Origin of the sequence: Vibrio inusitatus (assembly GCA_024346935.1) — a bacterium.
Classification (GTDB): domain Bacteria; phylum Pseudomonadota; class Gammaproteobacteria; order Enterobacterales; family Vibrionaceae; genus Vibrio; species Vibrio inusitatus.
In genome coordinates this window covers 619,746-642,285 of sequence record AP024879.1, presented here as the reverse complement: position 1 = coordinate 642,285, position 22,540 = coordinate 619,746, and the positions used below count along the sequence as shown (strand labels likewise).

The window sequence follows — 22,540 nt, the reverse complement described above, 5'->3', positions numbered from 1 at the left end:
TAGGTCAGCTCTTGTTTAAATGGAACTCTGATAAGTAAAAATCACCCTTGTGGGTGAGATAAAAAAGGCCACTCAGGAGTGGCCTAATTAATTTAAAGAGACGTATTAGTCGACAATCTGAACGGTAGCTTGTGCATCAATAAATTGCACTGAACCATCATTGTCTTTTGCTTGTACTTTAAGAACTGTAGCTGACAAGTTACCTAGTGCTGTTGCTCCGAAATTACCCGTTAAGGTAACAGTAAAGTCACAGTTATAGGATTCGTCAGGACCCAAAGACTGCTCTGAACTTGAACAATCTAGGTTCTGCACAGTAAATGCAGGGTTGTCATTGGCGTAACCACCATCAAGTATTGCAACATTACTTAGCAAGATGTCACTGGTTGGTGTGAACAGTACATACTCGGTATTGCCTGTATCCGCCGTAACAGCCACGTTGATTTTCAGTTGTACGCCTAGATCAAGTGCGAAGTCAGGAGTGACAGGATCGATATAGACAATAGCAGCATCAGTAGCAAATGCTTTACCTTGAGCGCTATCGGTATCTTGTACTAACACCCAAGCAATGTTATCAACATCTTCCGATTCATCGCCTTTAACTTTGAAGGTTAAATAACAGTATTCAGAACTGCCTGCAACCATTGAACGACCGACTAAAGTGTTACAATCTCCTGCGACTGGATTGGTGTCTGGGATATTATTATCAAACACTTGGCTAGGGGGCGTTGTACTAAATGAACCATTAGCAGATGCAAAGTCAACAAAGTCGGTAATGTTCACCGTTTCTGGACTAGTATTAGTGATTTCGAACAGATAAGTCACTATAGGAGCGTTAGTGATATCCGCTAGTTCGAACTCATTGACCGAAGCTGAAGTGTCGCTATATAAGCTTGGGTCTAATGTATTCGGCGACGCTGGTGCTCCTCCTGCTTTGACGTATTTAGTTAGGCTAACCGTAGGGTTAACATTGGTAACATTAACGTTTACCATGTGATCTTTGAGTGTGCCTGATGTTCCCTCTTCATCCGTAGGAATCGCGGAAACGGTGTTTTTATAAATATCCCCAGCATTCAGTGTTGGATACTCTGTGGCCAAATTCACAGGATAGTAACACTTAGGGTTTTCACCTAAATCAAGACCTGAGATAGAACACGTTTTGAGATAACCTGACTTCGAGTTTGCACCATTTTGCATCAAGGTGTCATCTAGATCATTGGCAAATATTTGGATGGTATCCCATCCTGAAGCATTACCAAATGTTACTGTGTAGTTGATCAAATCAAAATTCGCTCCACCGCTTTCTGGAATGGAGGTCTTATTAGCAGTTTTTGTCACAGTTAACACTGGAGGTACATCAGTAATACTCACTGTAACTGTATTGGATACCTCTGTTGGTGTTGGAGATTCGTTGCCAAATTTCCATTCACCCTGGAAGCTATTTTGTTTATCTTCACGAACGATCGTATCCACTAAAATGGTATCGTCTAGGTCAAGATTGTGCCATTTAAAAGTAGCTCGACAGTTATACGTTGCCCCTGGTGCGACGGTTTCACTACCAGAAGCTAAACAAGTACCGTCGTTGTCGGTTGCACTGATTAAAACAACTTGATCTTCAATTAATGTGCCTGGGGAAGCGTCTATATCAGTTGGAATACTGAAGTTTGCACCGCCAAAACTATCAGTAAGGGAGGTGATTACTAATGGAGTTGCAGTATTTGGGTTTTTTATTTTCAGATCGAATGTAAATGTATTACTACCGTTAAAGATATCATCCTCTGGACGACTCGCTGGACCAAAGATAGACTTCGTCAACTCTGGGTCGCTCGGTAAAACAGTGATAGGAATGGTTGCAGTTGAACAGTTACATTTTGAAGGTGCGCCAGGAAGAGGTAATTTGTTTGGATCTATACCTCCACTATCGGCCTCACAACTACCACCGGCATTTTGTTCCCAAGTCGCACAAAACTGTAGATCGACTTGAGTATCGCCATCGGTATCCGCACACACAAAGGTAATTTCTTCATTGTTGTACAGTGCGTCATTGTTCTTTGTCACGTCTGCGCATGAGTCACCATTGGCATTTTGCGCTGTCGAATTACCTCCGGTTAGATCACCTACCCAAACCAAGCAAGCTTCACGATTGGTAACATCAGATGGGGGACCTTCTAATGGACTAGCGTTGGGATCAGTGGTGGTATAAAACGACCAGTTATAACGAATGCTCGCCGTTGAGACTACTTTAAAACTTAGATTTTGTGTCACAATCTCACCTGCTCGACAAGTAGTCGGTTCACCGTGTGGGACAGTGATTTCAGCTAACTGTACGTCATTGGCAGTACAAGTCAGACTGTTTAAGTCTGTACTGTCTTTAACACATTCATTTCTAGCACCGTTTTCATATCCACTCGGAAATATGGTTATTTGTGAATCAACAAATGGTATCTGCTTAGGTGCTGCATATAGTGATGATGTAAAGCCTAGTATTGCGACACAACATAGTCTTATTAGTGTCGAAAAGTTCAGATATTTTCTAAACCAGAGGGTAATCACGTTCATATCCATGGTTCGCTCCACTTAATAGTCTTTGGTTTAAGTGTTGCTGTGAGAACTGCTGTATCACTCTCAGCAAGTACATCAGATTTGCAAAAAAGATGCCAAAGAGTGAATAGGAGGATCTTGAGTGAAAACTACTTAATAACAATATGTTAGGGATGCTTGGAGGGGATGGGGATATTCAGTGAAGTGAACTTGTGTCATTACACGTGTGTCACCTCAGGTACATCTTTTGGTTTATTGAAAGGTTGCACAAACACATTCCTCCTTTAAGAAAGGGAGGATGTATTTGTTGGTGTTTAATCGTTATCAGGGCTGTTTGAAATTCAAGCTGGAGAAAGAGTGAGATTCTTGATCCACGTTTTTTTCAAATAGCGGTGAAAACACAGTGCTAACTTAACAATTTCTTCGGTGAGCATTAATGCGTAAACGTATTCAAAGCTCCATCCTGCGATAAACGCGCCCCACGCAAGGCATGGAATCCCTACCATCCACATGGCGATGAAATCCATTCGCAAGCAGAACGAATTTTCTCCACCTGCTTTTAAGATCCCGACAATGATCACCATATTGAGCATGCGAATTCCGAGCAGTACGGTAAATACCATAATTGCTGGCGAGGCGAGGGTATAGAGTTCAGGTTGATCTAGATTAAGACCAATCAAAATAGATTCTCTAAACAGAAAAACCATTAAGGCTAAAACGACAGAACACCCAAAAATTGTTTTAATGAACCAATTTGCCATGTTTCGCGCTTCAACGAATTCGTCATTGCCCAAAGATTGTCCGATGAGAACGGCGCATGCAATAGCCACTCCGAAGAAGGCTGAGTAACACAAACCTTCAAAGGGGCCGAGCATACTAAATACGGCTAACTCTGTGGTGCCCATATGTCCAAAGATTACCTGATAAGATAGGGTGCCCATACCCCAAATGATTGTATTCGCCGTCGATGGAATAGCCAGTTTACGAAATGACGTTGCTAGCCTTTGTGGATTCGGCAACACTTCTGACTTTATTAACCAGTGGTTTATCTTAAACAGTGCATAAAGGATAGCGACTACTTGAAATGTCCGTGCAATTGAAGTGGCTAGCGCCGCTCCCGCAACGCCCATCGGCTCAAGACCCATCCCGCCTTTTATCAGCCAGAAATTTAGGCCAATATTCAAAAACACCGTCGCCGCACCTAAATAAAGAGGAAGCATCGCATTGCCAGAGCTGCGAAGACTTGATTCAGCAACAATAATCCAATGGGTTAGCACCAACACTGGTATGCTGTACCACAAATAGGTCGAACCTAGGTGAATCACCTCAGGATCACTTGTTTGCAGTAACATTATGTAGCCGGAGAAAACAGTAATAACAAAGGTAAGCGGTACCATTAGCCAGGTACCGTATTTTAGAGCTAGCGTGTTGACAGTTTTGGCAGAGCTAGCGTCTCGGCGTCCCCAATATTGAGCCACGAGTATACCGTTAGCCGTCGCAATTCCTGCGGAGACCATGATGATGACAAAGTGCCATTTAGTCGCGATCCCAACAGCTGCGGGTGCTTCTTTACCGAGATCACTCACCATTAAAACGTCTGCGAGCTGCAACATAGCCACTAAAGCACTTTGCAAAGCGACAGGTATGGCGAGGCGTGCAACTTTAGAGAAGAATCCATTTGGCATGGAATTCACACTTGTCACATTTTGCTTTTGACTTGACATAATAACCTCCCCGAAAATCAGGGTAACTATAGCCACACTGAATGGATAAAGGCATGTTCAAAGAAAGCCAAAACCTGTGCAAATCTGTCATGCAACTTTTTGCTCCTAAAAGTGAGTGGTCAGATAAAGTCTATTTGAGCGACGAGTGTAAAGAACGGTTTCTTACCAACACTGATATCCCTGAGTTAGGTGAAAGTGGTTATTTCATGGCTGGTTTGGCTGAGCTTGAAGCAGGTTATGAAATTGAGCGAGAAGGTATTGATATTCATACTTTGCTAGTGACATTAGAAGGGAGTGGCGTGCTTATCACGCCTACGTTCGTGCAAGAGCTTAAACCGTACAGTTTGACAGTGCTACCTGCTGGTTTGCCTTATCGTTTTGAACTACACCCAGACTTTAGTCATTGGAAGATGGTGTGGATTTTATTGGAGCGACTTCCAAAGTGGGATGACCTCATTTCTGGCGGACAAGCGGTGATGCCCTTTGAATCAAGCGAACAGGTGTGGTCATTAATGAATTTACTGCATTTGGAGATAAACGGAAGACCTGCATACCGACGTTTGTTGATCAGTGAGGTCAGCCGGATCTTAGCTCGATTTGAAGCAAGGCCTTACAGTTCAGCGATTCGAGTACAAACAACATTTAATGAAATAGAAGCTCAGTTACACCATGACTGGACAGTTAAGGCCATTGCCGAAAAGTGTTTTATTAGTCAAGAGCAGCTTAATCGTGTGTCCAAATCCCTATATGGTATGTCGCCCAGAAGTAAGCTTATCCAATTGCGTATGGACAAAGCAACGGATCTATTACGTTATGAAGATTGGGCAATCGCTTTGATTGCTCAGCGACTGGGCTACAATGATCCCTATAACTTTACGCATAGGTTTAGAAAATACTTTGGATGCTCACCACGAGAATATCGAAAACGCGTTAGAGAGACACGTCAAAAGATCGCTAAGGGTTAAAGCATGAATTTCTTAGGTCACCTGCATCTTGCTGATGCGAGCAATAGTAGTCTTCTTGGAAACCTCCTTGGTGATTTTGTTCGTGGTAACCCTGAGGGTCGATATGCTCAAGAGATAACTAGGGGCATTCGCATACACCGATTTGTCGATAGCTTCACCGACAGCCATCCGTCAATTGCCGAGGTAAAGCCGCTTTTTGGGGTAACTAGGCGTTTTTCACCCATAGCGCTAGATGTGTTTTGGGATCATTGCTTAGCCAATCATTGGGCAGAGTTTCATTCAACCTCTTTAGATCTCTTTTGCGATCATGCTAAACAAGCTACTCACCCTAGCTTCGTTAAATCGCCAGTGCCTGAACAATACCAGCGTGTTATTAGCTCAATGTGGGACAATCGCTGGATAGACTCATACAAGGATCTGGATAATATCGGCTATGCGTTGACACGTATGTCAAACAGGAGTCCGCGTATGGGACCGTTAGCGGATTGTTTTGAAACCATAGAGAAGCACTACAAAGAATTAGATCAGGTATTTATCGATTTTTATCCAGACGTAATTGAAGCTGTAACTAAGACAAAATTCGAGTAGACTCACGCCCTAAAACGACCAAATAGTACGGAATCACCTATGTCTTCATCACAATTCGCTGCACTTGGCCTTGATCCTATTCTCTTAGAGCAGTTAGAAAAGCTGAACTTTGTCACTCCAACACCTGTTCAACTTGAGGGAATCCCTCACGTTCTCGATGGGCAAGACGTACTTGCAGCAGCTCAGACCGGCACAGGTAAAACCGCAGCATTTGGTCTACCTATTATTCAAAAATTGATGGGGCAGGTGAGTGTTCATAACACTCAATCGCCATGCAAGGTAAAGGCATTAGTTTTAGTGCCAACACGTGAGTTAGCGCAACAGGTTTTTGATGCTATTACTCAATACGCACAGCCGACAGAACTTAAAACGGTGGTTGTGTACGGCGGTACCAGTTTTAATGTTCAGGCGAGTAACTTAAATAAAGGCTGCGACATCTTAATCGCTACTCCTGGTCGTTTACTGGATCATTTATTTAATAAAACACTGACTTTACAGCACACGAAATACCTAGTGTTGGATGAAGCTGATCGCATGCTTGATATGGGCTTTATGCCAGATATTAAGCGTATTTTGCAAAAATTAAGTGCTGATCGCCAAACGTTATTTTTCTCAGCTACGTTTAAAAAAGACGTAAAAAACCTTGCCTATAAGATCCTTAATAATCCTGTTGAGGTAGAAGTTAGCCCAGCGAATTCGACCGCTGATGCTGTGGAGCAGATTGTTTACCCCGTAGATAAGAAACGCAAACCAGAATTACTTTCATACCTTATTGGCTCAAGAAATTGGCAGCAGGTACTGGTATTTACTCGCACCAAAGAAGGTGCCGAGTCAGTTGCCAAAGAACTAAAGCTAGACGGAATTCAAGCAGCGTCATTGCATGGTGATAAAAGCCAAGGCGCAAGGCAACGAGCGTTAGATGATTTCAAGGTAGGTAAGGTGCGAGCGCTGGTGGCAACGGACGTTGCGGCACGTGGTATCGACGTGAAAGAACTCGAACATGTGATTAACTTTGATATGCCGTATAAAGCTGAAGATTATATTCATAGAATCGGTCGTAGCGGGCGCGCAGGCAATAAAGGCCATGCTGTATCATTGATGAGCCACAACGAACAGTACTTACTTGAAGCAATTGAAAAATTACTTGATGCCAAGCTTCCTCAAGAGTGGTTAGAGGGTTTTGAGCCAAGCCCTGAGTCTGAAATCCTCGAAGAATCCGGTGGTCAACGTCGCAGTCGTAGTGCTGAAAAGCGAAAAATGAAAGCCAAAATGGGCGTGCATAAAAACCGAGGCAAGAAGCGCGGTAGGTAACTTGATTAGAATTAGATTAGGGTGTTTCTAAGATACTGGATAGCCACGCTGTGCCTTCCAGTATGACCAGTTTTATCGAACAAGGGTCAATATACCGTCATACTGGCGAAGGCCAGTATCTTAGAGCGTACTAACCTAACTTCTCAGCTAACTTCTGTAGCAACACATCAATATCATCTGCACTCACATCCTTATGTGTTACAAATCGGATAGGGTTACTCGGGGTGATAGTAATACCTTCCTTTTCTAGTTCTTTCGCAATCTTGTCAATATCAACACTCTGATCTAATTTAGCAAACACAATGTTGGTTTGTACTAGCTCTGGCTTTACTGAGAAGCCGGGTAGTTTGGCTAAACCGTGAACTAACTTTTGAGCGTTCTCATGATCAACTTTAAGCTGAGTGACTTGCTCGGTTAGTGCGAGTTTACCTGCAGCGGCTAGTAAACCAACTTGGCGCATGCCGCCCCCTAGCATTTTACGAATACGTCGAGCCTTATTAATCGTGACAACGTCCCCTAATAATAAGGAGCCGATCGGAGCTGACAAGCCTTTTGATAAGCAAATGGTCATTGTGTCAAAATGTTGGGAAATTTCATTAATATCAACGTTTAAGGCTACAGCAGCGTTGTAGACTCGTGCGCCATCTAAATGAAGCTTGAGTCCATGTTTGTCGACGAATTCACGAGCTTTCGCGAGGTAGGATAGAGGAAGAACCTTACCATTGATTGTATTTTCTAGGCTAAGCAGTTTAGTGCGTGCGAAGTGAAAATCGTCTGGTTTTATTACCGCTTCAAGTTTTTTGAAACAAAGAGTACCGTCGGGTTCATTCATGACCGGTTGTGGTTGGATTGATCCCAGTACTGCAGCGCCACCCGCTTCATATTTGTAGTTGTGAGCTTGCTGACCACATAGATATTCATCACCGCGTTCACAGTGCGCCATAAGCCCTAACAAATTCGCTTGCGTGCCAGATGAGGTGAATAAGGCTGCTTCAAAGCCATGGGCATCAGCGGCCCATGCCTCAAGCTCATTCACCGTTGGATCATCCCCATAGACATCATCTCCAACTGCGGCATTTGCTATTGCTTCTCGCATGGCTTGAGTCGGGCGAGTTACGGTATCAGATCGAAAATCCATATTTGTTCCTTATTAACTTAATGTTCCGCTAAGTAGCGCTTTTGATACGGCTGCTATTGTTTTAGCGTCGCTGATTTTGTCTTGCTGTATCCACTGAAGTAATTCATCGATTGAAACTTCGAGTACTTCAATGACTTCATCTGTATCGGCTTGTAGTCTTTGAGTAAGTTGCAAGTCTTCTGCAAAGTAGAGGTATTGGATTTCATTACAAAACCCTGCCATAGGAGTCAGTTTGCCAAGACTTTGCCACTTTTTAGCGCTATAACCGGTTTCTTCTTCCAGCTCGCGTTTCGCAGCTGTAAAAGGGTCTTCGTTATTTTCTAATGTGCCCGCTGGGATTTCGAGCAACCACGTCTTTAATGAGGGACGATACTGATTGAGTAGTAATAGCTTACCTGTTGGCGTTTTAGCTAAGATAACAACAGCACCTGGGTGATTAATAGACGTATGGTTTGCAACGACTCCATTTGGCAAAGTGAGGGTTTCTTCAACTAATGATAGATTTTTCCAACTGTGGAGTGTTTTTTGCATTCTTTGTTACTCTTTTCGCCTTTATTTCTAAGCTATTTATATACAAGATCACACTTTTCGTGTTGACCTTTAAGTACATCTCAAAACCCAAATTAACGTATTGATTGAAATGGTTAAATGCCATATTTGCAATCTTAGTTTGCAGTGTGAGTAAGATCTCGTTAAGTTGTTATAACAGCTAGAGTTAATTTGTGTTTGTAACATATAATTAACTCAACTGTAAAAACAATTAACAGCCGCTGTTTTATGGAGCATTATTAATAATGGAAACGACTCGTGTTTCTCACGCGCAACGTGCATTGCGTTCTGAACGTATCAATAAACTTGTAAAAGTGCTTTCGGAAGGCGTTTATGAACGTGAACACACCATTAAACTTTGCCTATTAGCCGCATTGTCCGGAGAAAGTGTTTTCCTTTTAGGGCCTCCGGGTATTGCAAAAAGCCTGATCGCTAAGCGCCTTATTTCTGCATTTGAAAGTAGCAGTTACTTTGAGTATCTAATGACTCGCTTTTCGACGCCTGAAGAAGTGTTTGGCCCACTGAGTATTCAAGAACTAAAAGACCACGGTCGTTATGTTCGACTGACTAAAGGTTATCTTCCTACCGCAAATGTTGTCTTCTTAGATGAAATCTGGAAAGCCGGTCCCGCTATACTGAATACGCTTCTTACTGTAGTTAACGAGAAAACATTCAAAAATGGCAGTGAGATTGAAAAGGTGCCAATGCGCCTGCTTATTTCAGCTTCAAACGAATTACCTGACCAAGATAGTGGTCTCGATGCGTTGTATGACCGTATGTTGGTGCGCATTTTCGTTAACCGTATTCAAGATAAACAAAACTTCCACAGCATGCTCACCGTGGGTACCCCACAAGAAGCTCAAGTACCAGATGAACTCACTATCTCCAATGAAGAGTATGCTCAATGGTTAAACGAGCTTGATAGCATGCCATTGTCAGACGAAGTATTTGATAAGTTGTATCAGCTCAAGACCATGCTCGAAGCTCGTCATAAAGATGCAGAGGAAACTTTGAGTACAGAGGAGCTCTATGTATCTGACCGTCGCTGGAAGAAGGCGGTGAAGCTACTCAAAGCGAGTGCATTCTTTAACGGTCGTCAAAAGATTAATGCACTTGACCTTATTTTGATTCAAGACTGCTTATGGAATAGCCCTGAGTCTCGTTTGATTGTACGAGATGTTATGCGAGAGTTTGCTCTAAAGCATGCCTTTAATCAAAGTGAGATACTGGAGATTATCGAAGACAGTAAACAAAATCTTGAAGATATTCAGGTGGAGATAGAAACCGAGAATGTCATGAAGGTAGAATCAGAGCCCGGCTCTGGTTTGCTTCGCAAAGGCAAAGAAGACTTTAAGGCTAATTTTGATGACTGGCGTACCCATAGTGTTGGCAACGCACGTAACTTAGTTAAACTTGTGCTGTTGCAAAGCAATCAGTCTGTTTCTGAGCATGATAAAGGGGATACACGTTATGTATTCGTGCCTCAAACCGACCTTGTTAATGCGATTAGTCATGGTGGTGGAGATGTCTATGGTTACGTTAACCAAAACCCAAATCTGATGTCATTGAAGTTTGCGATGGATGCAGATAACAATCTTGTTATAAAAGACATTGCCAATCGTTCTGTTTTGCTGAGCTTGGTGACCAATGACGGGCTTGAGCCAGAAAAGCACCAATTTTGGCACGCAAAAGCAAACGAAGCTGTGAAAAACCTGATGAATGCAGAGCTGTTATTAACAAAGGTCCGTTCCGACTTTCATGGCGCATTGCCACACAACTTTATTGAGCCAGAGTTGCCTACAGCAATGGAGTCGAGTCTACAGCAGCTATCGGAAGCACTAAGCTCTGCTCAAACTGTCTCAAAGAAAACAGCACAAAGAATCGGTTTTTTAGCCGGTTTCTTTGCGGAATAGGAGAGCGGGATGCTAGGTGCTGATGCATTAAATCTCGCAATGTCGGTTGCCGATTCTGGAATGGTAGAAACTGCGGTCAATGATCTGATTGGCCGAAGTCAGGTTCTTTTGTCCTCTGAAAAACCGGGGATGCAGGCCTCGGTTAAAAACCACTTAAGAAAATGGAAGGGAAGCGTCAAAAAACGCATCAGTAAAGTTTCTGAGTCTGAGCAAATTCAAGCTGAGCTTGCCCTTTATCAAAAGGTCATTCATTGGGATGAAGTGCAGTTTGATAAAGATATCAAATCAGTGATGAGTGAGCTCAAGGGTAAAAGCGCATTTTGTGGACCGGCCAAAAAACTGCTAGAGCGTCAAAAACAAACCCCTAATCCTATGTTCGCCCATTACTTTTGTGACCAATGGTATCAATCAATCTACAACACGATTAAACAGATGCAATTGGATGAACTTGAGCAGGATAAGCAGAGGTTTTTAGAAGATCTGTACAACCGCATGGAAAACATGAAGAACATGCGGCAGATAGGAGAGGCCGGAGATGAAGCTCAATTGGGTCGCCTATGGGACATGGCCGCCGCTCGTTTGAGCCGAACCGATGTTAGTACTATGGCAAAATACGCCAGTTTTTTGCGCAAACATAGTGGCTTAAAAGAGATTGCCAGCGAACTCGGTCGAATGGCTAGCCAGGTGGATGACCCTTCTTTAAGGAAAGCCCCTGTCGCTGAGTTGCAATATGTAGAAGAGCAATCCAATGAAGCCACCGATGACATTGTTGGTATTCATGAAAGTGATGACCTGAGCAAGATGCTACCAAATGAAACCATGTTTTTAGCATACCCTGAACTGGAAACCATCTTTTATAAGCACTTAGTGGATAAGCGCTTGATGAGTTATCGTACGGAGGGGAAATCTCGCAAACTTCGTAGAATAAATGCTCAATTACCTAATTCTAGTGAAATTGAGTTGGAAAAGGGTCCCTTTATTGTCTGTGTGGATGCTTCAGGTTCGATGAGTGGGTTCCCTGAGCAGTGTGCGAAAGCCATCGCCTTTGCTTTGATGCAGATAGCACTAGGTGAGCAACGTGATTGTTTTGTGATTATGTTTTCTACCGAGCAAATTACTTACGAACTGACAAAAAAAGACGGACTTAGAGAGGCCAGTGACTTCTTATCTTATACCTTCCATGGTGGTACAGACTTTGAGCCCGTACTGCAGAAATGTATAGATCTTATGCACACCGACAAATTTTTGAATGCGGATATGGTGGTTTTATCAGACTTCATCGCACCTCGACAATCCGAGGATATGGTCAACAAAGTAGAAGAACTCAAGGCAAGACATAATAGATTTCATGCGGTTAGCTTGTCTAAGTATGGCAATCCAGAATTGCTGGATATCTTTAGTCATAATTGGAGCTATCACCCTGGATTAGTTGGTCGATTCGTTAAGAAATTCTAATTTTACTGTTTCAATATTTTTAACATCTCTAAAACCAGTGATCTTGATTGCTGGTTTTTTATTTTGTTCTAAATTTCAATCAAATAGTCGCCTCTATCTAATATCAATAATGAGGGATAGATTAAAGATAGAAGTACAGACAAGGCTTATCGTCTACGAGATAACAACTCTAAATGATGGGCTATTATCAAAGTTTCTGAGATTAGTAACATTGCCGAGTGGAGTTTGTGTGAGTCACGAACTTAACTTAAAAACCGCTTAAACAAGCTGTTACATTTGCTATTTAGCAATAGCTTTAATTTGGCTTAGATTCTGCAAGAAAGATAACTCACAATCAAAAGAGAGTTATCATGTCTAATCGAAAATTATTAACACTGGTGTTGTGTTCGATGACCCCATTCGCATATGCATTGGATTCTTCAGGTATCGAAGACAAAAGGATACCTATCATCAAAACGGCTGTTACTGATCAGAATCACGCATTTATGACTCAGAACGAAGAGCTTTATACCTCTGCCGGAAAAATAACTGCTGAGGTTGGTCCTATGGTTAATGTGGCTTTAATCACGGGAAATGAGTCTCGCCTGCTTTCAAATTGTTCACTCAATGCAACGGGACTCTTAACAAGGCAAACGACCGCAGCAGTATCTAATGACGCGGAAGCACTATTAAAGAGCAAAAGTGATCACTTTTGGGGCAAGCACAGCCCGACCGTTGACAAGCAACTCGTAGGTATCTCGAATTATTTAGCGATTAAAGCAGAGCAAATGCCGTATGAGCTCATGACACCTTCAGGAAGTGAATGGCAATCTCTTGATCAAACGAATGTTTCCTCTTCTAAAGCTTGGAAAGAAATGAATCAATATGAGAATGGCACTCGTTACGTTGTTGCAATTGGTCTACAAGAAGATCTGATCCGAGATAATAGTCATTATATCTATGCTGAAAAGATAGATGGAGAGCTAGTATTTATCGATGGTCAAACCAATTTAGCCAGTGATATTCCGGCAACTTATCTGGCCGATTCTTTTGATTTTTCTCATCTCAACATCCCAAAAGTCACCACAATGATGTTTTGGGCATTAACACCTAGTGATGTGTAGGAAAACAAATCGACTTTAAGCTGAAGATAATTCAATTGTAGAATTTGTTTAGTTGATGAGGGTAGGGAATCTACTTTTTCTTTGAGTGAGGTAGCGCTTCTACAACAAAATAGAAGCGCTATTTAGTCTGTTATTTTGCAGGCTTAAATTGAGCCTTACGAAGACGATTTAGTGTGGCAAGCAAATCTAACACGCGTGGCTTAGCAATATCCCCATTGTTTGGCATCAATGCATGCCAATCATCGGTACTAAGAAGTTTTTCGAACTCAACGAGTAGGTCTTGGCTCCAGCCTGGAACTTGAGCTACCTGAAACCATGCCCATCCTATGGCGTTAATTTCATTTGAAGTTTGAAGCTGCTCTAGCGCGGTAATATCGATAAATTCTTTACCGAAACGCAAAGAACTCGTGCTCTTTGCGCCGACGCGAAACTTCCCTTCTGCGAGCAATGTTTGCAAACATGCACGATTAAACGAGCGAGGCTTACTTTCTTGCAATGGCTGTTCGCGCTCATGAGTTCGTTCTGTTGGATGTTGCTGAATCACTTGCTTTGCTTTCTCTGAAACATCAACAGGTTGATATTCATGCATTTGAATAACGCAATCTGCTTCATCAAGGTAGTCACCTGAGCCACCCATAACGATAATGGAACTAATGCCTTCATTGTCACGAAGCTCGGCAATACGATCTACTAGCGGTGTGATTGGTTCCGCCTCTTTGGCGACTAAGGCTTGCATGCGCTCATCACGAATCATGAAGTTAGTCGCAGAAGTATCTTCATCTATTAGTAGACTCTTAGCGCCAGATTCGATGGATTCCTGTAGCCAAGCGGCTTGTGAAGTCGAACCAGACGCGTCTTGAGTAGAAAAATCAGTAGTCGATTTTCCCATTGGCAAATGATTGATGAAGTTTGCGATATTTAAGTTGTGCACACATCGACCATCTTCAGCGCGGATCTTCATGCTGCGTGGGTCAGTAACACAATATTCACGTCCATCTCCCGGGATATGGTCATAAATCGACTTTTCGATTGCGTTCAGAAGGGTAGATTTGCCATGAAAACCACCGCCAACGATCAATGTAATGCCTTTTTTGATGCCTAAGCCAGTAATATCACCTCGATTTGGAGTAGAAAGAGTAACGGCAAGTTCAGTTGGAGACTGTAATGGCAGTGCATCTTTCATCGGCATATCACTCTCGCCTGTTAGGCGAGGTAAAACGCTATCATTAGCGATAAAACTGATTAGATCATGCTTTTTCAATTGTTCACGAAGGGCAAATTGATCTTCTATAACCTCACAGTGCTTGGTAAAGCGTTCTTGTGGTAGTTCTCGCCACAGCGTGGCCTTACGCAAATACTTTGGTAGATAGAATGTAATGATATTGAGCGCTTTTTTCGCCAATATGGAGCGACCATCAGCTGGCAAATTTATACGAAAACGTAACTCAATCCCTTCGTCGGTAAAGAGTACTGCTGTGTTATCAAGTACCACTTGTCCAGTAGTCGCCACTGATATCGCGTTATCTTGTTTCGCATATTCAGCAAGATTACGCGCAATGAAGTCTCTCGCAGCTAATTGGTAAGCCGCTGACGTCTCTTTAATGAAATCTAAGCCAGTGACTGACCAAGGTCTGATTGCTCTAAAGCGTGACGCAGAAGCGTAAGGGTCGCCTTGGACTTGGTCGATATGTAGGGCAAAGTCAGTGAAGTCGTAGCTTCCCTTTATTTGTTGGTAGGCACGATAGTTTTGTTTTTCGAGTTTTTTCAGTTTAGCGGTGAGCAGATCCATTTTGGAACCCTAGATTTCAAGCATTTCGCGATTATAACAATCCTAGGCCGCAGATGTTCAGAAAATTACACAGGCTACGTACCTAATGAAGATTAATTTCTATCTGTCGGCATAAGGATTGTTCAAAGTCTTTACGGGTCATTGGTCCGTAGTACATTTTTCCCTCAGCATAGGGGGTGTCAAACTGCATTAACCACTGTTCTTGCTCTTTTGTTTCTACGCCTGTGAGTACAGTATCAAGTCCGAGCTTTGTTGTGATTTGCATTAGCGAATGTAAAAAGGCGCGATCTTCGGAACTGTGCTGAAGGTTATCAGTAAAGGATTTGTCAATTTTAATGCGCTTGAAAGGACTGTGTTTCAGGTAACTAAAGGAAGCATGGCCATGCCCAAAATCACATAGAGTAAGCTGAACACCTAGAGCTGATAGCTGTTCGAGAGTTGGTTGCAGAGAACCTTCATTGGCAAACAGTTGTTTCTCAGACACTTCTATTTCAAGGCAGTCGCCCGAAAGGTGTGCCGATTTTAGCCATTTTGCAAGAAGTTCGGGTAAGTCGTGAGATGCCAATTGGCAAGCGTTGAGTTTTACTGCAATACGAAAGGACGATTTAATGGCTCGCCATTGCTGTGCGATATCGATAGATTTTTTAACAATAAAGTGGCACATGGCATCAGCAATTTCGGGTTGATCGCAGAGTTGATTGATAGACAGTTCAGAGACGTTACCTAAGATAGGGTGGTCCCAACGTAACGATGTACTGGCACTGTTCCACTGTCGGTTATTTAGCGCAATTTGTGGTTGATAGAACAATTTGATCGCATCATCACGGATAGATTCCATAAAATAGCTTTCTAAGCGGTTTAAACGAGTGCTGCTGTCGTTTTGGTTATCATCATAAAACAAGATTCGCTTGCCCGATTCTCGAGCGTTTTGCATGGTTTGGAATGCTTGAACGGTCAATGCAAGGTTTTGTTGGCTGTGTTGTGGATGGCTCAATGAAACGCCGACATAGACCTGTAATCGAACTTTTCCTGATGGGACATCGAAATCCTGAGAGGTAATGTCCATGATTCTTTGAATGATAGTGTCATAGTTTTTGCTGCTACTAAGAGAAAGTAACGTGAAGGCGATATCATTTGAACGAGGCCGTGCGCACAGTTGCTTGTGTGGGGTTAGCTGCCCGAGCTTATCTTTCAACTGCTTAATAATTTGGTCTAGGGTTTCTGCACCCATGTCGATTTGAATTCGGTGTCCGTTACTAATGCCTAAGTAGAAAACGGCTACTTCTTGATGGTAAAGATCGGCATGATTGACTACTCGGTTGGTTTCTAGCTCCCAAGCCTTTGCATTTAAGAGACCACTGCCGACATCATGGTGCTGCTGATAATGCACTTCTCGTTCGAGTTGCTTACGCTTAGTCGCTTCTTTGTCGAGTTGATAACTGAGATTAGCCAGTTCTACTGTGCGATTTTGGATTCTTGACTGTAGATCTCTGTTAATCAACTGGAGCTTTTGATTTTGAAAAATTACAGTGAGCTGAGCTTCTACCGAGTCTTTGAACACCGATAGTAATTCACGCACCGAAATCTTAAAGCAATTGGGCTTGTTATCTAAGATGGATAGGGTGCCAAAGGGAGTACCGTTAGGCCAATGTAGGGGGATACCTAGATATGACACCATGTCGTCGTCCAGTGGCTCGGTAATATTTTGCCAACTCGGATCTTTATATCTGTCGTTTACCACTAAAATAGAATCAGTTTTTAGTGTTGTTTCGCAAAAATGATGCCCACCAAGGGCGAAGGAATCGCCCATTTTAAAAGGGTTATCCGTATGATGGTTGCTGCAGAAAATATCTAAGTGACTTTGGTTGAGCCTATTGACCATCGCAACGGGAACTCGAGCGTACTGAGAAAGAATCTCTAGCATATCTTGCCAAGATCCGTAGATTTTGTCGGGCACCTCAAGCTTTTGTGTGTTGACTCTCGCCATGATGTATTCCGTTACTTAGCTATTCCATGATAAGCGAGTACGTTAATACATGGTTCTAATAAAGCCCGCTCTCCAATATATAAGGATAGTCTGCTTTGCTCAATTCGCAGTAAGGATAACAAGGCTATCGCTAAGATAGCCGTAAGTACTTGATGTGTATTTAAAGTACGTTTATGGCGTAAGCGATTTTAACTCGTTAAGTGAATATTCTTGCTCGTAATCCACGTCTTCAATGTCAAAACCATTGAGTTGCATAAACTCGGCTTTAAACCCTTGGTAATCGCCCAGTTGTTTAAAGTTAGTCTCATTAAGTTTGGGAAGTATTTGTGCAACTTGCCTTTGAACGGACTCTTTAAGTTCCCATTCATCCATGCGAATCAAGCGTTCACCATCAACGACAGGTGCGGGATAAAGCTTAGAGTTAAACAAGCGTTGCATTTGTTCAATGCAGGTCTCATGCAATCTTTGATCTTTCATTGACCTGTAGAGAGCTAGAACGTACGGAGAGAATGTCGGGATAAAAACACTTGCCTTGGTGACCAATGCCTTACAAACGCATGCGTAGGCGCCACCATTGAAGGCTGCAAGTTTAAGGTTTAACGCATGGCTAGTTTGGTGGAGATCGACCTTAGCTCTACCTAGTGTACCTTGATGATAAATCGCATGTGTACATTGTGGTCCAATGTAAGAGAAGGCGATAGTTTGGCACTGTGGGGCGATAGCATCATGGTTAATAAGAAAATCTATCCAACTCTCCCAATCTTCGCCGCCCATTACTTTTTGGGTGTCTAATATTTCTTGGTCTGAGGCGGGAGGCAGTTCAGATTCATGCCATGAGTCGTGTTCAATATTCACGCTTGCGCCTGTGAGTGTTTCTCCTATGGGTTTAATGGCAGAGTGCCACATTTCATCAGAATTGGGTTTTGGACGTACACCGGTCGCAAGGCTGTACACAATCAAATCGACCTTACCATCGAATTGTTGTTGTATTGTATCGATGACTTGCTGCCTGATTGTCTCGGAGAAGGCGTCACCGATAATGTTAATGGCCTTAGAGCCAACTTTATTAGCCTGTTGCTTGAAGTAGATATTGTTGTACCACCCGGCGCTACCAACGCCTTTTTCTGAGGGACCTCGTTCGAATGAGACTGCTAATGTATCTGCTTTTGCGCCCCCAAAGGTCAGCGCAATGCGAGACGCTAGCCCAAATCCAGATGAGCCACCCAAAATCAAAACCCTTTTGGGGCCTTGAGTAATCATCTTTGATCGAGAAACAAACGCTATCTGATTTTTGATAGCTTGCTCACAACCTGCTGGGTGTGCAGAGCGAGCAACGACGCCTTTGATGATAGGTTCAATCTTCATCTAATCACTTCTCTCTAAGTCGGGAGTTATAATAAAGTCTGGAATTACAAAAGAGGTGACAGCTGCTGAGCCACAAATTCCGCGATCCATGGTTGAGCGTTCGCCTTTGGATGTAGGCCATCTTGCATCATTAAATCCGAATCAGTAATAATTTCAGCCAGAAAAAAAGGAATTAAATCAACGCTCTTGTCATTAGTTACGCTAGGATAGACTTGTTCAAAAGCTTGCGTATAGCGCTTGCCATAATTAGGTGGGACTTGTATTTGCATAACAATGACTTTAGCGCCACTTTCTTCACTGAGATCAATCAGTTTCGTTAGGTTATCTTTGATCAGTTTAGGGGGGAAACCTCGCAAGCCATCATTGGCACCGAGTTCAATGAGTACGTAGTCCGGGCGATGCTGTTCTAAAAGGGCAGGAAGACGTGTTAAACCATTACCTGTGGTATCGCCAGATATGCTACCGTTAATGATTCTCATTTGATGACCACGTTGTGAAAGCTCTTTTGGCAACAAAGTTGGCCACGCCTTTTCGATAGGCATTTGGTAACCAGCGCTAAGGCTATCACCGAGTACCAATAAATTCGCGGCGCTAGCATTTATGGATAAAAACAGTAAAATAAAGGAAAGCACACGTATCATGACTACATCCGTAATTAAGGCTCAATCGGTATCTAAAACAGTCTCTACCAAACAAGAGCATTTAACAATCCTGCAGAATGTAAATTTGGACATTCATGCGGGAGAAAGTGTGGCGATTGTTGGTGCCTCAGGTGCTGGTAAATCTACGCTAATGACTCTGTTGGCTGGATTAGATGTGTCTAGTGAAGGTGAAGTGGAATTGTTGGGGCATGCGCTGTCTGAGCTTGATGACGAACAACGCGCTGATATACGCAGTCGATATATTGGGTTTGTATTCCAAAGCTTCCTGTTGATCCCAAGCCTTAGCGCCTTAGAGAATGTAACACTGCCTTGTTTGCTAAGGGGGGAAGCTGAAGATGTTAAGCGAGCTCAAGACTTGCTTGTCTCCGTTGGCTTAGAAAACCGTTTAGACCATCTTCCGTCTCAACTTTCTGGTGGGGAGCAGCAACGTGTAGCCTTAGCTCGAGCCTTTATGCTACGCCCTCAAATACTGTTTGCTGACGAACCGACCGGTAATTTAGACCAACACACCGCGCAAAATATCGTAGAGCAATTGTTTGCGCTCAATAAGCAACACGGAACCACTTTGATCATGGTCACCCACGACAATGCGTTGGCCTCGCGATGTGACAGAGTGTTCACTATGCAATCTGGACACCTAGAGGGTGGGACAGTGCGCAGTGATGAGTCAGATTCTGCGCAGTTGGCTTAGGAGGGGGGCACTATGGAGCAATCACAGGTCGCCTCAATACCCCAGGCAAATGCAAAGTTAAACAGGCGCTTACTCGCTTGGAGCTTTAAAGAAATTCGCCACGGCCAGTTGTGGCCTATATCCGTTGCACTCACTCTTATCATTGCGTGTGTGTTCGCTTTGTCTGCTTTAGCTGAGAGAATGGAGCAAGTTATTGTTAAGCAGGGCAGAGATGCCCTAACTGCTGACTTAGTGTATCGCTCCGCAAATCCAGTTCCTGAAGAATTAAATACCGAGTCATTGTTACCAGACATTGGCGTGGCTTCTATGGTGAGCTTTGCCACTATGGCATTTGGCGACGAAGAGATGTTATTGGTTTCGGTCAAAGCCGTTGATGACGCGTACCCACTGCGCGGCGATTTGGTGTTGGCATCGAGCGAACGCACTGCTTCTCATCTTCGCAAGGGTGAATTGTGGTTGGAAGAACAAGCAATGCTGGCGTTAGACGTTAAGCAAGGTGACACTGTCACTATTGGTGACGCTGACTTTACGTTAAACGGGACAATAGAGCAGCAGCCTGGGCTCAGTTTCAATCCTTTCCAGCAAATGCCCACTGCGCTCATACACTCTAGTGATATAGAACGCACCGGTGCGCTGCAACAGGGTTCAAGGGTGCGTTATCAGCAGTTTTTCACGGGACCTGAAGCCCAGCTACAAGCCTTGAAAGATAAGGTGGAATTATCTCCTAGCGATCGCTGGAGAGACCAAAACAGCCGCAGTCGTACTAATGATATGTTCACGCGAACCACTCAGTATCTCTCTTTGACTGTGGCGATAGTGGTCATAATGGCTACAACTACCCTAGTATTGACCTGTCAGCATTATGTGGCAGGGCGTCGGCAAACTATTGCCATGTTAAAGAGTATAGGGGCAAGCAAGAAATGGATCGCGCGATGGCTTGTGATTCAGGTGCTTCTTTTGTTTATCACAGGGGTTGTATTTGGTGTAGCGATTGGCTACGTGCTGGAAGTACTGCTTCGTGTGCCATTAGCTGATTTACTCCCTGATCCTTTACCTAGTTACGGCGTCACTCCAATGTTGATTGCTATCTCTAGTTGTTTTTTGATTGGCGTGCCCGCCCTTGGTATACCGATGATCAATTTGTTGAATACTTCGGCAACCAACGTTTTACAACCGGTAAAGCAACACAACGGTCGAAGTTGGTGGCTTGTGTTGGTGCCTGTTATCCCAATGCTTGCGGTGTATGCAACCAATACATTGGTTTGGATAGTACTAGCAGGAATGGCTGCGCTCTTTGTAGTGTTGTCCGGGGTCGCAATGATGATTTCAAAGCTCATCGGAAAACTCAAACTAAGCCCAGCGATGGCTCTTGCGGTCAGTCGCCTGAACCGTTCATCATTAGCGAGTGGGCTGCAATTTGGCGCGTTGGCATTATCATTGATGCTTCTTGCCATTGTATGGTTGGTGCGTACCGATCTCTTACAAGATTGGCAAAGCACGCTTCCAAAGAATGCACCGAATGCATTTGCCATCAACATCGCCCCTTATGAAGTGGATGAGTATCTACGCCAATTAGATGCAGAAAACATTGAACGCTCCCAAGCTTTTCCCATTATTCGCGGTCGTTTGAGCAAAATTAACGAGATAGACGCTAAACAGGTTTCAGAGGACAATCAAGACACTGACGCTGTGCGTCGTGAGCTTAATCTTACTTGGGCTAATGATTTGCCTGATTACAATGAATTACTCGAGGGTACGTGGGGTAGCACTAATGGTGTCTCTGTAGAATCAGAAGTGGCTTCAGCTCTTGATCTTAAGATTGGAGACAAACTGGTGTTTGTCATCAATGGTCAGGAAGTAGAGGCTGTGGTTAATAGTATTCGCAAGGTGGAATGGCGTGAAATGAAGCCAAACTTCTACTTCATCTTTGCCCCTCAATACGCACAGCAAATGCCGGGGGCATTTATGGTGTCATACCGAATAGAACCAAAGCATGATGCTATGATACAAACCCTTTCATCTCAACATCCAACGGTTAGTTTGCTTGATATCAGAAAGATGGGAGACAAGATTCAATCTCTTCTCTCTCAGATTATTTGGTCTATTACCGTTTTGGCTGCCCTTGGGGTAGTAGCAGGGTTACTATTGATATTTACGCTGTTACGCCTGAGCATCTCGCAAAGACAACTGGAAATCCGTTTGTATCGCACGCTGGGGGCGAGCAAAAAGCGCATTTCTACAACACTTTGGTGCGAGTATGGCCTAATGGCGCTCATTGCTGGTCTGGTGGCGAGTTTGGGTGCTGAAGCAAGCGTTAGTGGGTTGCTATACTGGGGCTTTGATTTATCGGCTCGAGTGCATCCGCAGCTGTGGTTTACACTTCCGCTTCTGACATTTTTGATTTTAGCCTTAGTTGTAAACAGCTTGATTAAACAATTATTACTACCAGTGAAAAATGGCGCATTGTAGGCTAAGAGGGTTAGGTGCATTTACTGTGCTGTATTTGCCGATAAGTAACAATATGCTCTAAACCCTTTACCTCATTAGGCTACTAGAAAGTTTTGTAAGAAAGTTAACAGAATTAGGTGATTTTTATCCACTAATGTTATTGCAAATCACTAGCATTCTAAGCGTATCAAGCATTCGCACCAAAATGGTTATCCACACTAATTGTGGATAACTAGTTGGATAACTCTTCGCAGTTCATCCTTGAACTGCGCCTTAACCTATAGCAATTCAAGGTTTCGTAAACTCCGTTATTC

Annotated in this window: 16 protein-coding genes; 8 read left to right on the top strand and 8 right to left on the bottom strand. The window is 43.3% G+C overall.

Annotated features, from left to right (window positions below):
- Window positions 1-105: 105 nt before the first annotated feature.
- Together OCU48_RS15915 and OCU48_RS15910 are read right to left on the bottom strand one after the other, a co-directional pair.
- A complete protein-coding gene (locus OCU48_RS15915) occupies window positions 106-2,562 on the bottom strand; it encodes a hypothetical protein (RefSeq protein WP_141344797.1) in 2,457 nt (818 codons plus the stop codon).
- Between the two features lie 317 nt (window positions 2,563-2,879).
- A complete protein-coding gene (locus OCU48_RS15910) occupies window positions 2,880-4,262 on the bottom strand; it encodes an MATE family efflux transporter (RefSeq protein WP_141344796.1) in 1,383 nt (460 codons plus the stop codon).
- Window positions 4,263-4,315: 53 nt separating this feature from the next.
- Here OCU48_RS15910 and OCU48_RS15905 point away from each other — a divergent pair, with 53 nt between their 5' ends.
- Genes OCU48_RS15905 through OCU48_RS15895 form a run of 3 tightly spaced genes read left to right on the top strand, consistent with a single transcriptional unit; the run spans window position 4,316 to window position 7,126 of the window.
- Window positions 4,316-5,227 carry an AraC family transcriptional regulator gene (locus OCU48_RS15905; RefSeq protein WP_141344795.1) on the top strand — a complete coding sequence of 304 codons (912 nt, stop codon included), beginning with the start codon at window positions 4,316-4,318 and terminating at the stop codon, window positions 5,225-5,227.
- Between the two features lie 3 nt (window positions 5,228-5,230).
- A complete protein-coding gene (locus tag OCU48_RS15900) occupies window positions 5,231-5,815 on the top strand; it encodes an acyl carrier protein phosphodiesterase (RefSeq protein ID WP_141344794.1) in 585 nt (194 codons plus the stop codon).
- Between the two features lie 39 nt (window positions 5,816-5,854).
- On the top strand, window positions 5,855-7,126 hold the full coding sequence (locus OCU48_RS15895) for a DEAD/DEAH box helicase (RefSeq protein WP_141344793.1): 1,272 nt from the start codon (window positions 5,855-5,857) through the stop codon (window positions 7,124-7,126).
- A gap of 130 nt (window positions 7,127-7,256) precedes the next feature.
- Here OCU48_RS15895 and ltaE read toward each other — a convergent pair whose 3' ends face one another.
- Together ltaE and OCU48_RS15885 are read right to left on the bottom strand one after the other, a co-directional pair.
- On the bottom strand, window positions 7,257-8,264 hold the full coding sequence (gene ltaE, locus OCU48_RS15890; protein ID WP_141344792.1) for a low-specificity L-threonine aldolase: 1,008 nt from the start codon (window positions 8,262-8,264) through the stop codon (window positions 7,257-7,259).
- Window positions 8,265-8,276: 12 nt separating this feature from the next.
- Entirely contained in the window at window positions 8,277-8,795 is a 519-nt protein-coding gene (locus OCU48_RS15885; protein ID WP_141344791.1) for an NUDIX hydrolase, read from the bottom strand.
- 260 nt (window positions 8,796-9,055) lie between these two features.
- Here OCU48_RS15885 and OCU48_RS15880 point away from each other — a divergent pair, with 260 nt between their 5' ends.
- The 3 genes from OCU48_RS15880 to OCU48_RS15870 all read left to right on the top strand — a co-directional run bounded on the left by OCU48_RS15880 (window position 9,056) and on the right by OCU48_RS15870 (window position 13,284).
- Window positions 9,056-10,726 (top strand): ATPase RavA domain-containing protein, encoded by a 1,671-nt coding sequence (locus tag OCU48_RS15880; RefSeq protein WP_371859083.1) that lies wholly within the window; start codon window positions 9,056-9,058, stop codon window positions 10,724-10,726.
- A 9-nt stretch (window positions 10,727-10,735) separates the two neighbouring features.
- Window positions 10,736-12,181 (top strand): ATPase RavA stimulator ViaA, encoded by a 1,446-nt coding sequence (viaA, locus tag OCU48_RS15875; RefSeq protein WP_141344789.1) that lies wholly within the window; start codon window positions 10,736-10,738, stop codon window positions 12,179-12,181.
- Between the two features lie 350 nt (window positions 12,182-12,531).
- Window positions 12,532-13,284 (top strand): hypothetical protein, encoded by a 753-nt coding sequence (locus OCU48_RS15870; protein WP_141344788.1) that lies wholly within the window; start codon window positions 12,532-12,534, stop codon window positions 13,282-13,284.
- Between the two features lie 130 nt (window positions 13,285-13,414).
- On the opposite strand, the gene OCU48_RS15865 is transcribed toward OCU48_RS15870, so the two are convergent.
- The 4 genes from OCU48_RS15865 to OCU48_RS15850 form a co-directional block, all read right to left on the bottom strand.
- A complete protein-coding gene (locus OCU48_RS15865) occupies window positions 13,415-15,073 on the bottom strand; it encodes an ABC-ATPase domain-containing protein (RefSeq protein ID WP_141344787.1) in 1,659 nt (552 codons plus the stop codon).
- A gap of 82 nt (window positions 15,074-15,155) precedes the next feature.
- Window positions 15,156-17,060, bottom strand: coding sequence for a sensor domain-containing diguanylate cyclase (locus tag OCU48_RS15860; protein WP_141344786.1), 1,905 nt, complete (start codon window positions 17,058-17,060; stop codon window positions 15,156-15,158).
- A 171-nt stretch (window positions 17,061-17,231) separates the two neighbouring features.
- Window positions 17,232-18,425: an enoyl-ACP reductase FabV gene (gene fabV / locus OCU48_RS15855; protein ID WP_141344785.1), complete on the bottom strand. Its 1,194-nt coding sequence runs from the start codon at window positions 18,423-18,425 to the stop codon at window positions 17,232-17,234.
- A gap of 44 nt (window positions 18,426-18,469) precedes the next feature.
- On the bottom strand, window positions 18,470-19,066 hold the full coding sequence (locus OCU48_RS15850; RefSeq protein WP_141344784.1) for an arylesterase: 597 nt from the start codon (window positions 19,064-19,066) through the stop codon (window positions 18,470-18,472).
- On the opposite strand from OCU48_RS15850, the gene OCU48_RS15845 reads away from it, so the two are divergent.
- Window positions 19,065-19,778 carry an ABC transporter ATP-binding protein gene (locus tag OCU48_RS15845; protein WP_141344783.1) on the top strand — a complete coding sequence of 238 codons (714 nt, stop codon included), beginning with the start codon at window positions 19,065-19,067 and terminating at the stop codon, window positions 19,776-19,778. The two genes, OCU48_RS15850 and OCU48_RS15845, sit on opposite strands and share 2 nt — an antisense overlap.
- Before the next feature lie 12 nt (window positions 19,779-19,790).
- A complete protein-coding gene (locus OCU48_RS15840; protein ID WP_141344782.1) occupies window positions 19,791-22,247 on the top strand; it encodes an ABC transporter permease in 2,457 nt (818 codons plus the stop codon).
- Window positions 22,248-22,540 lie beyond the last annotated feature (293 nt).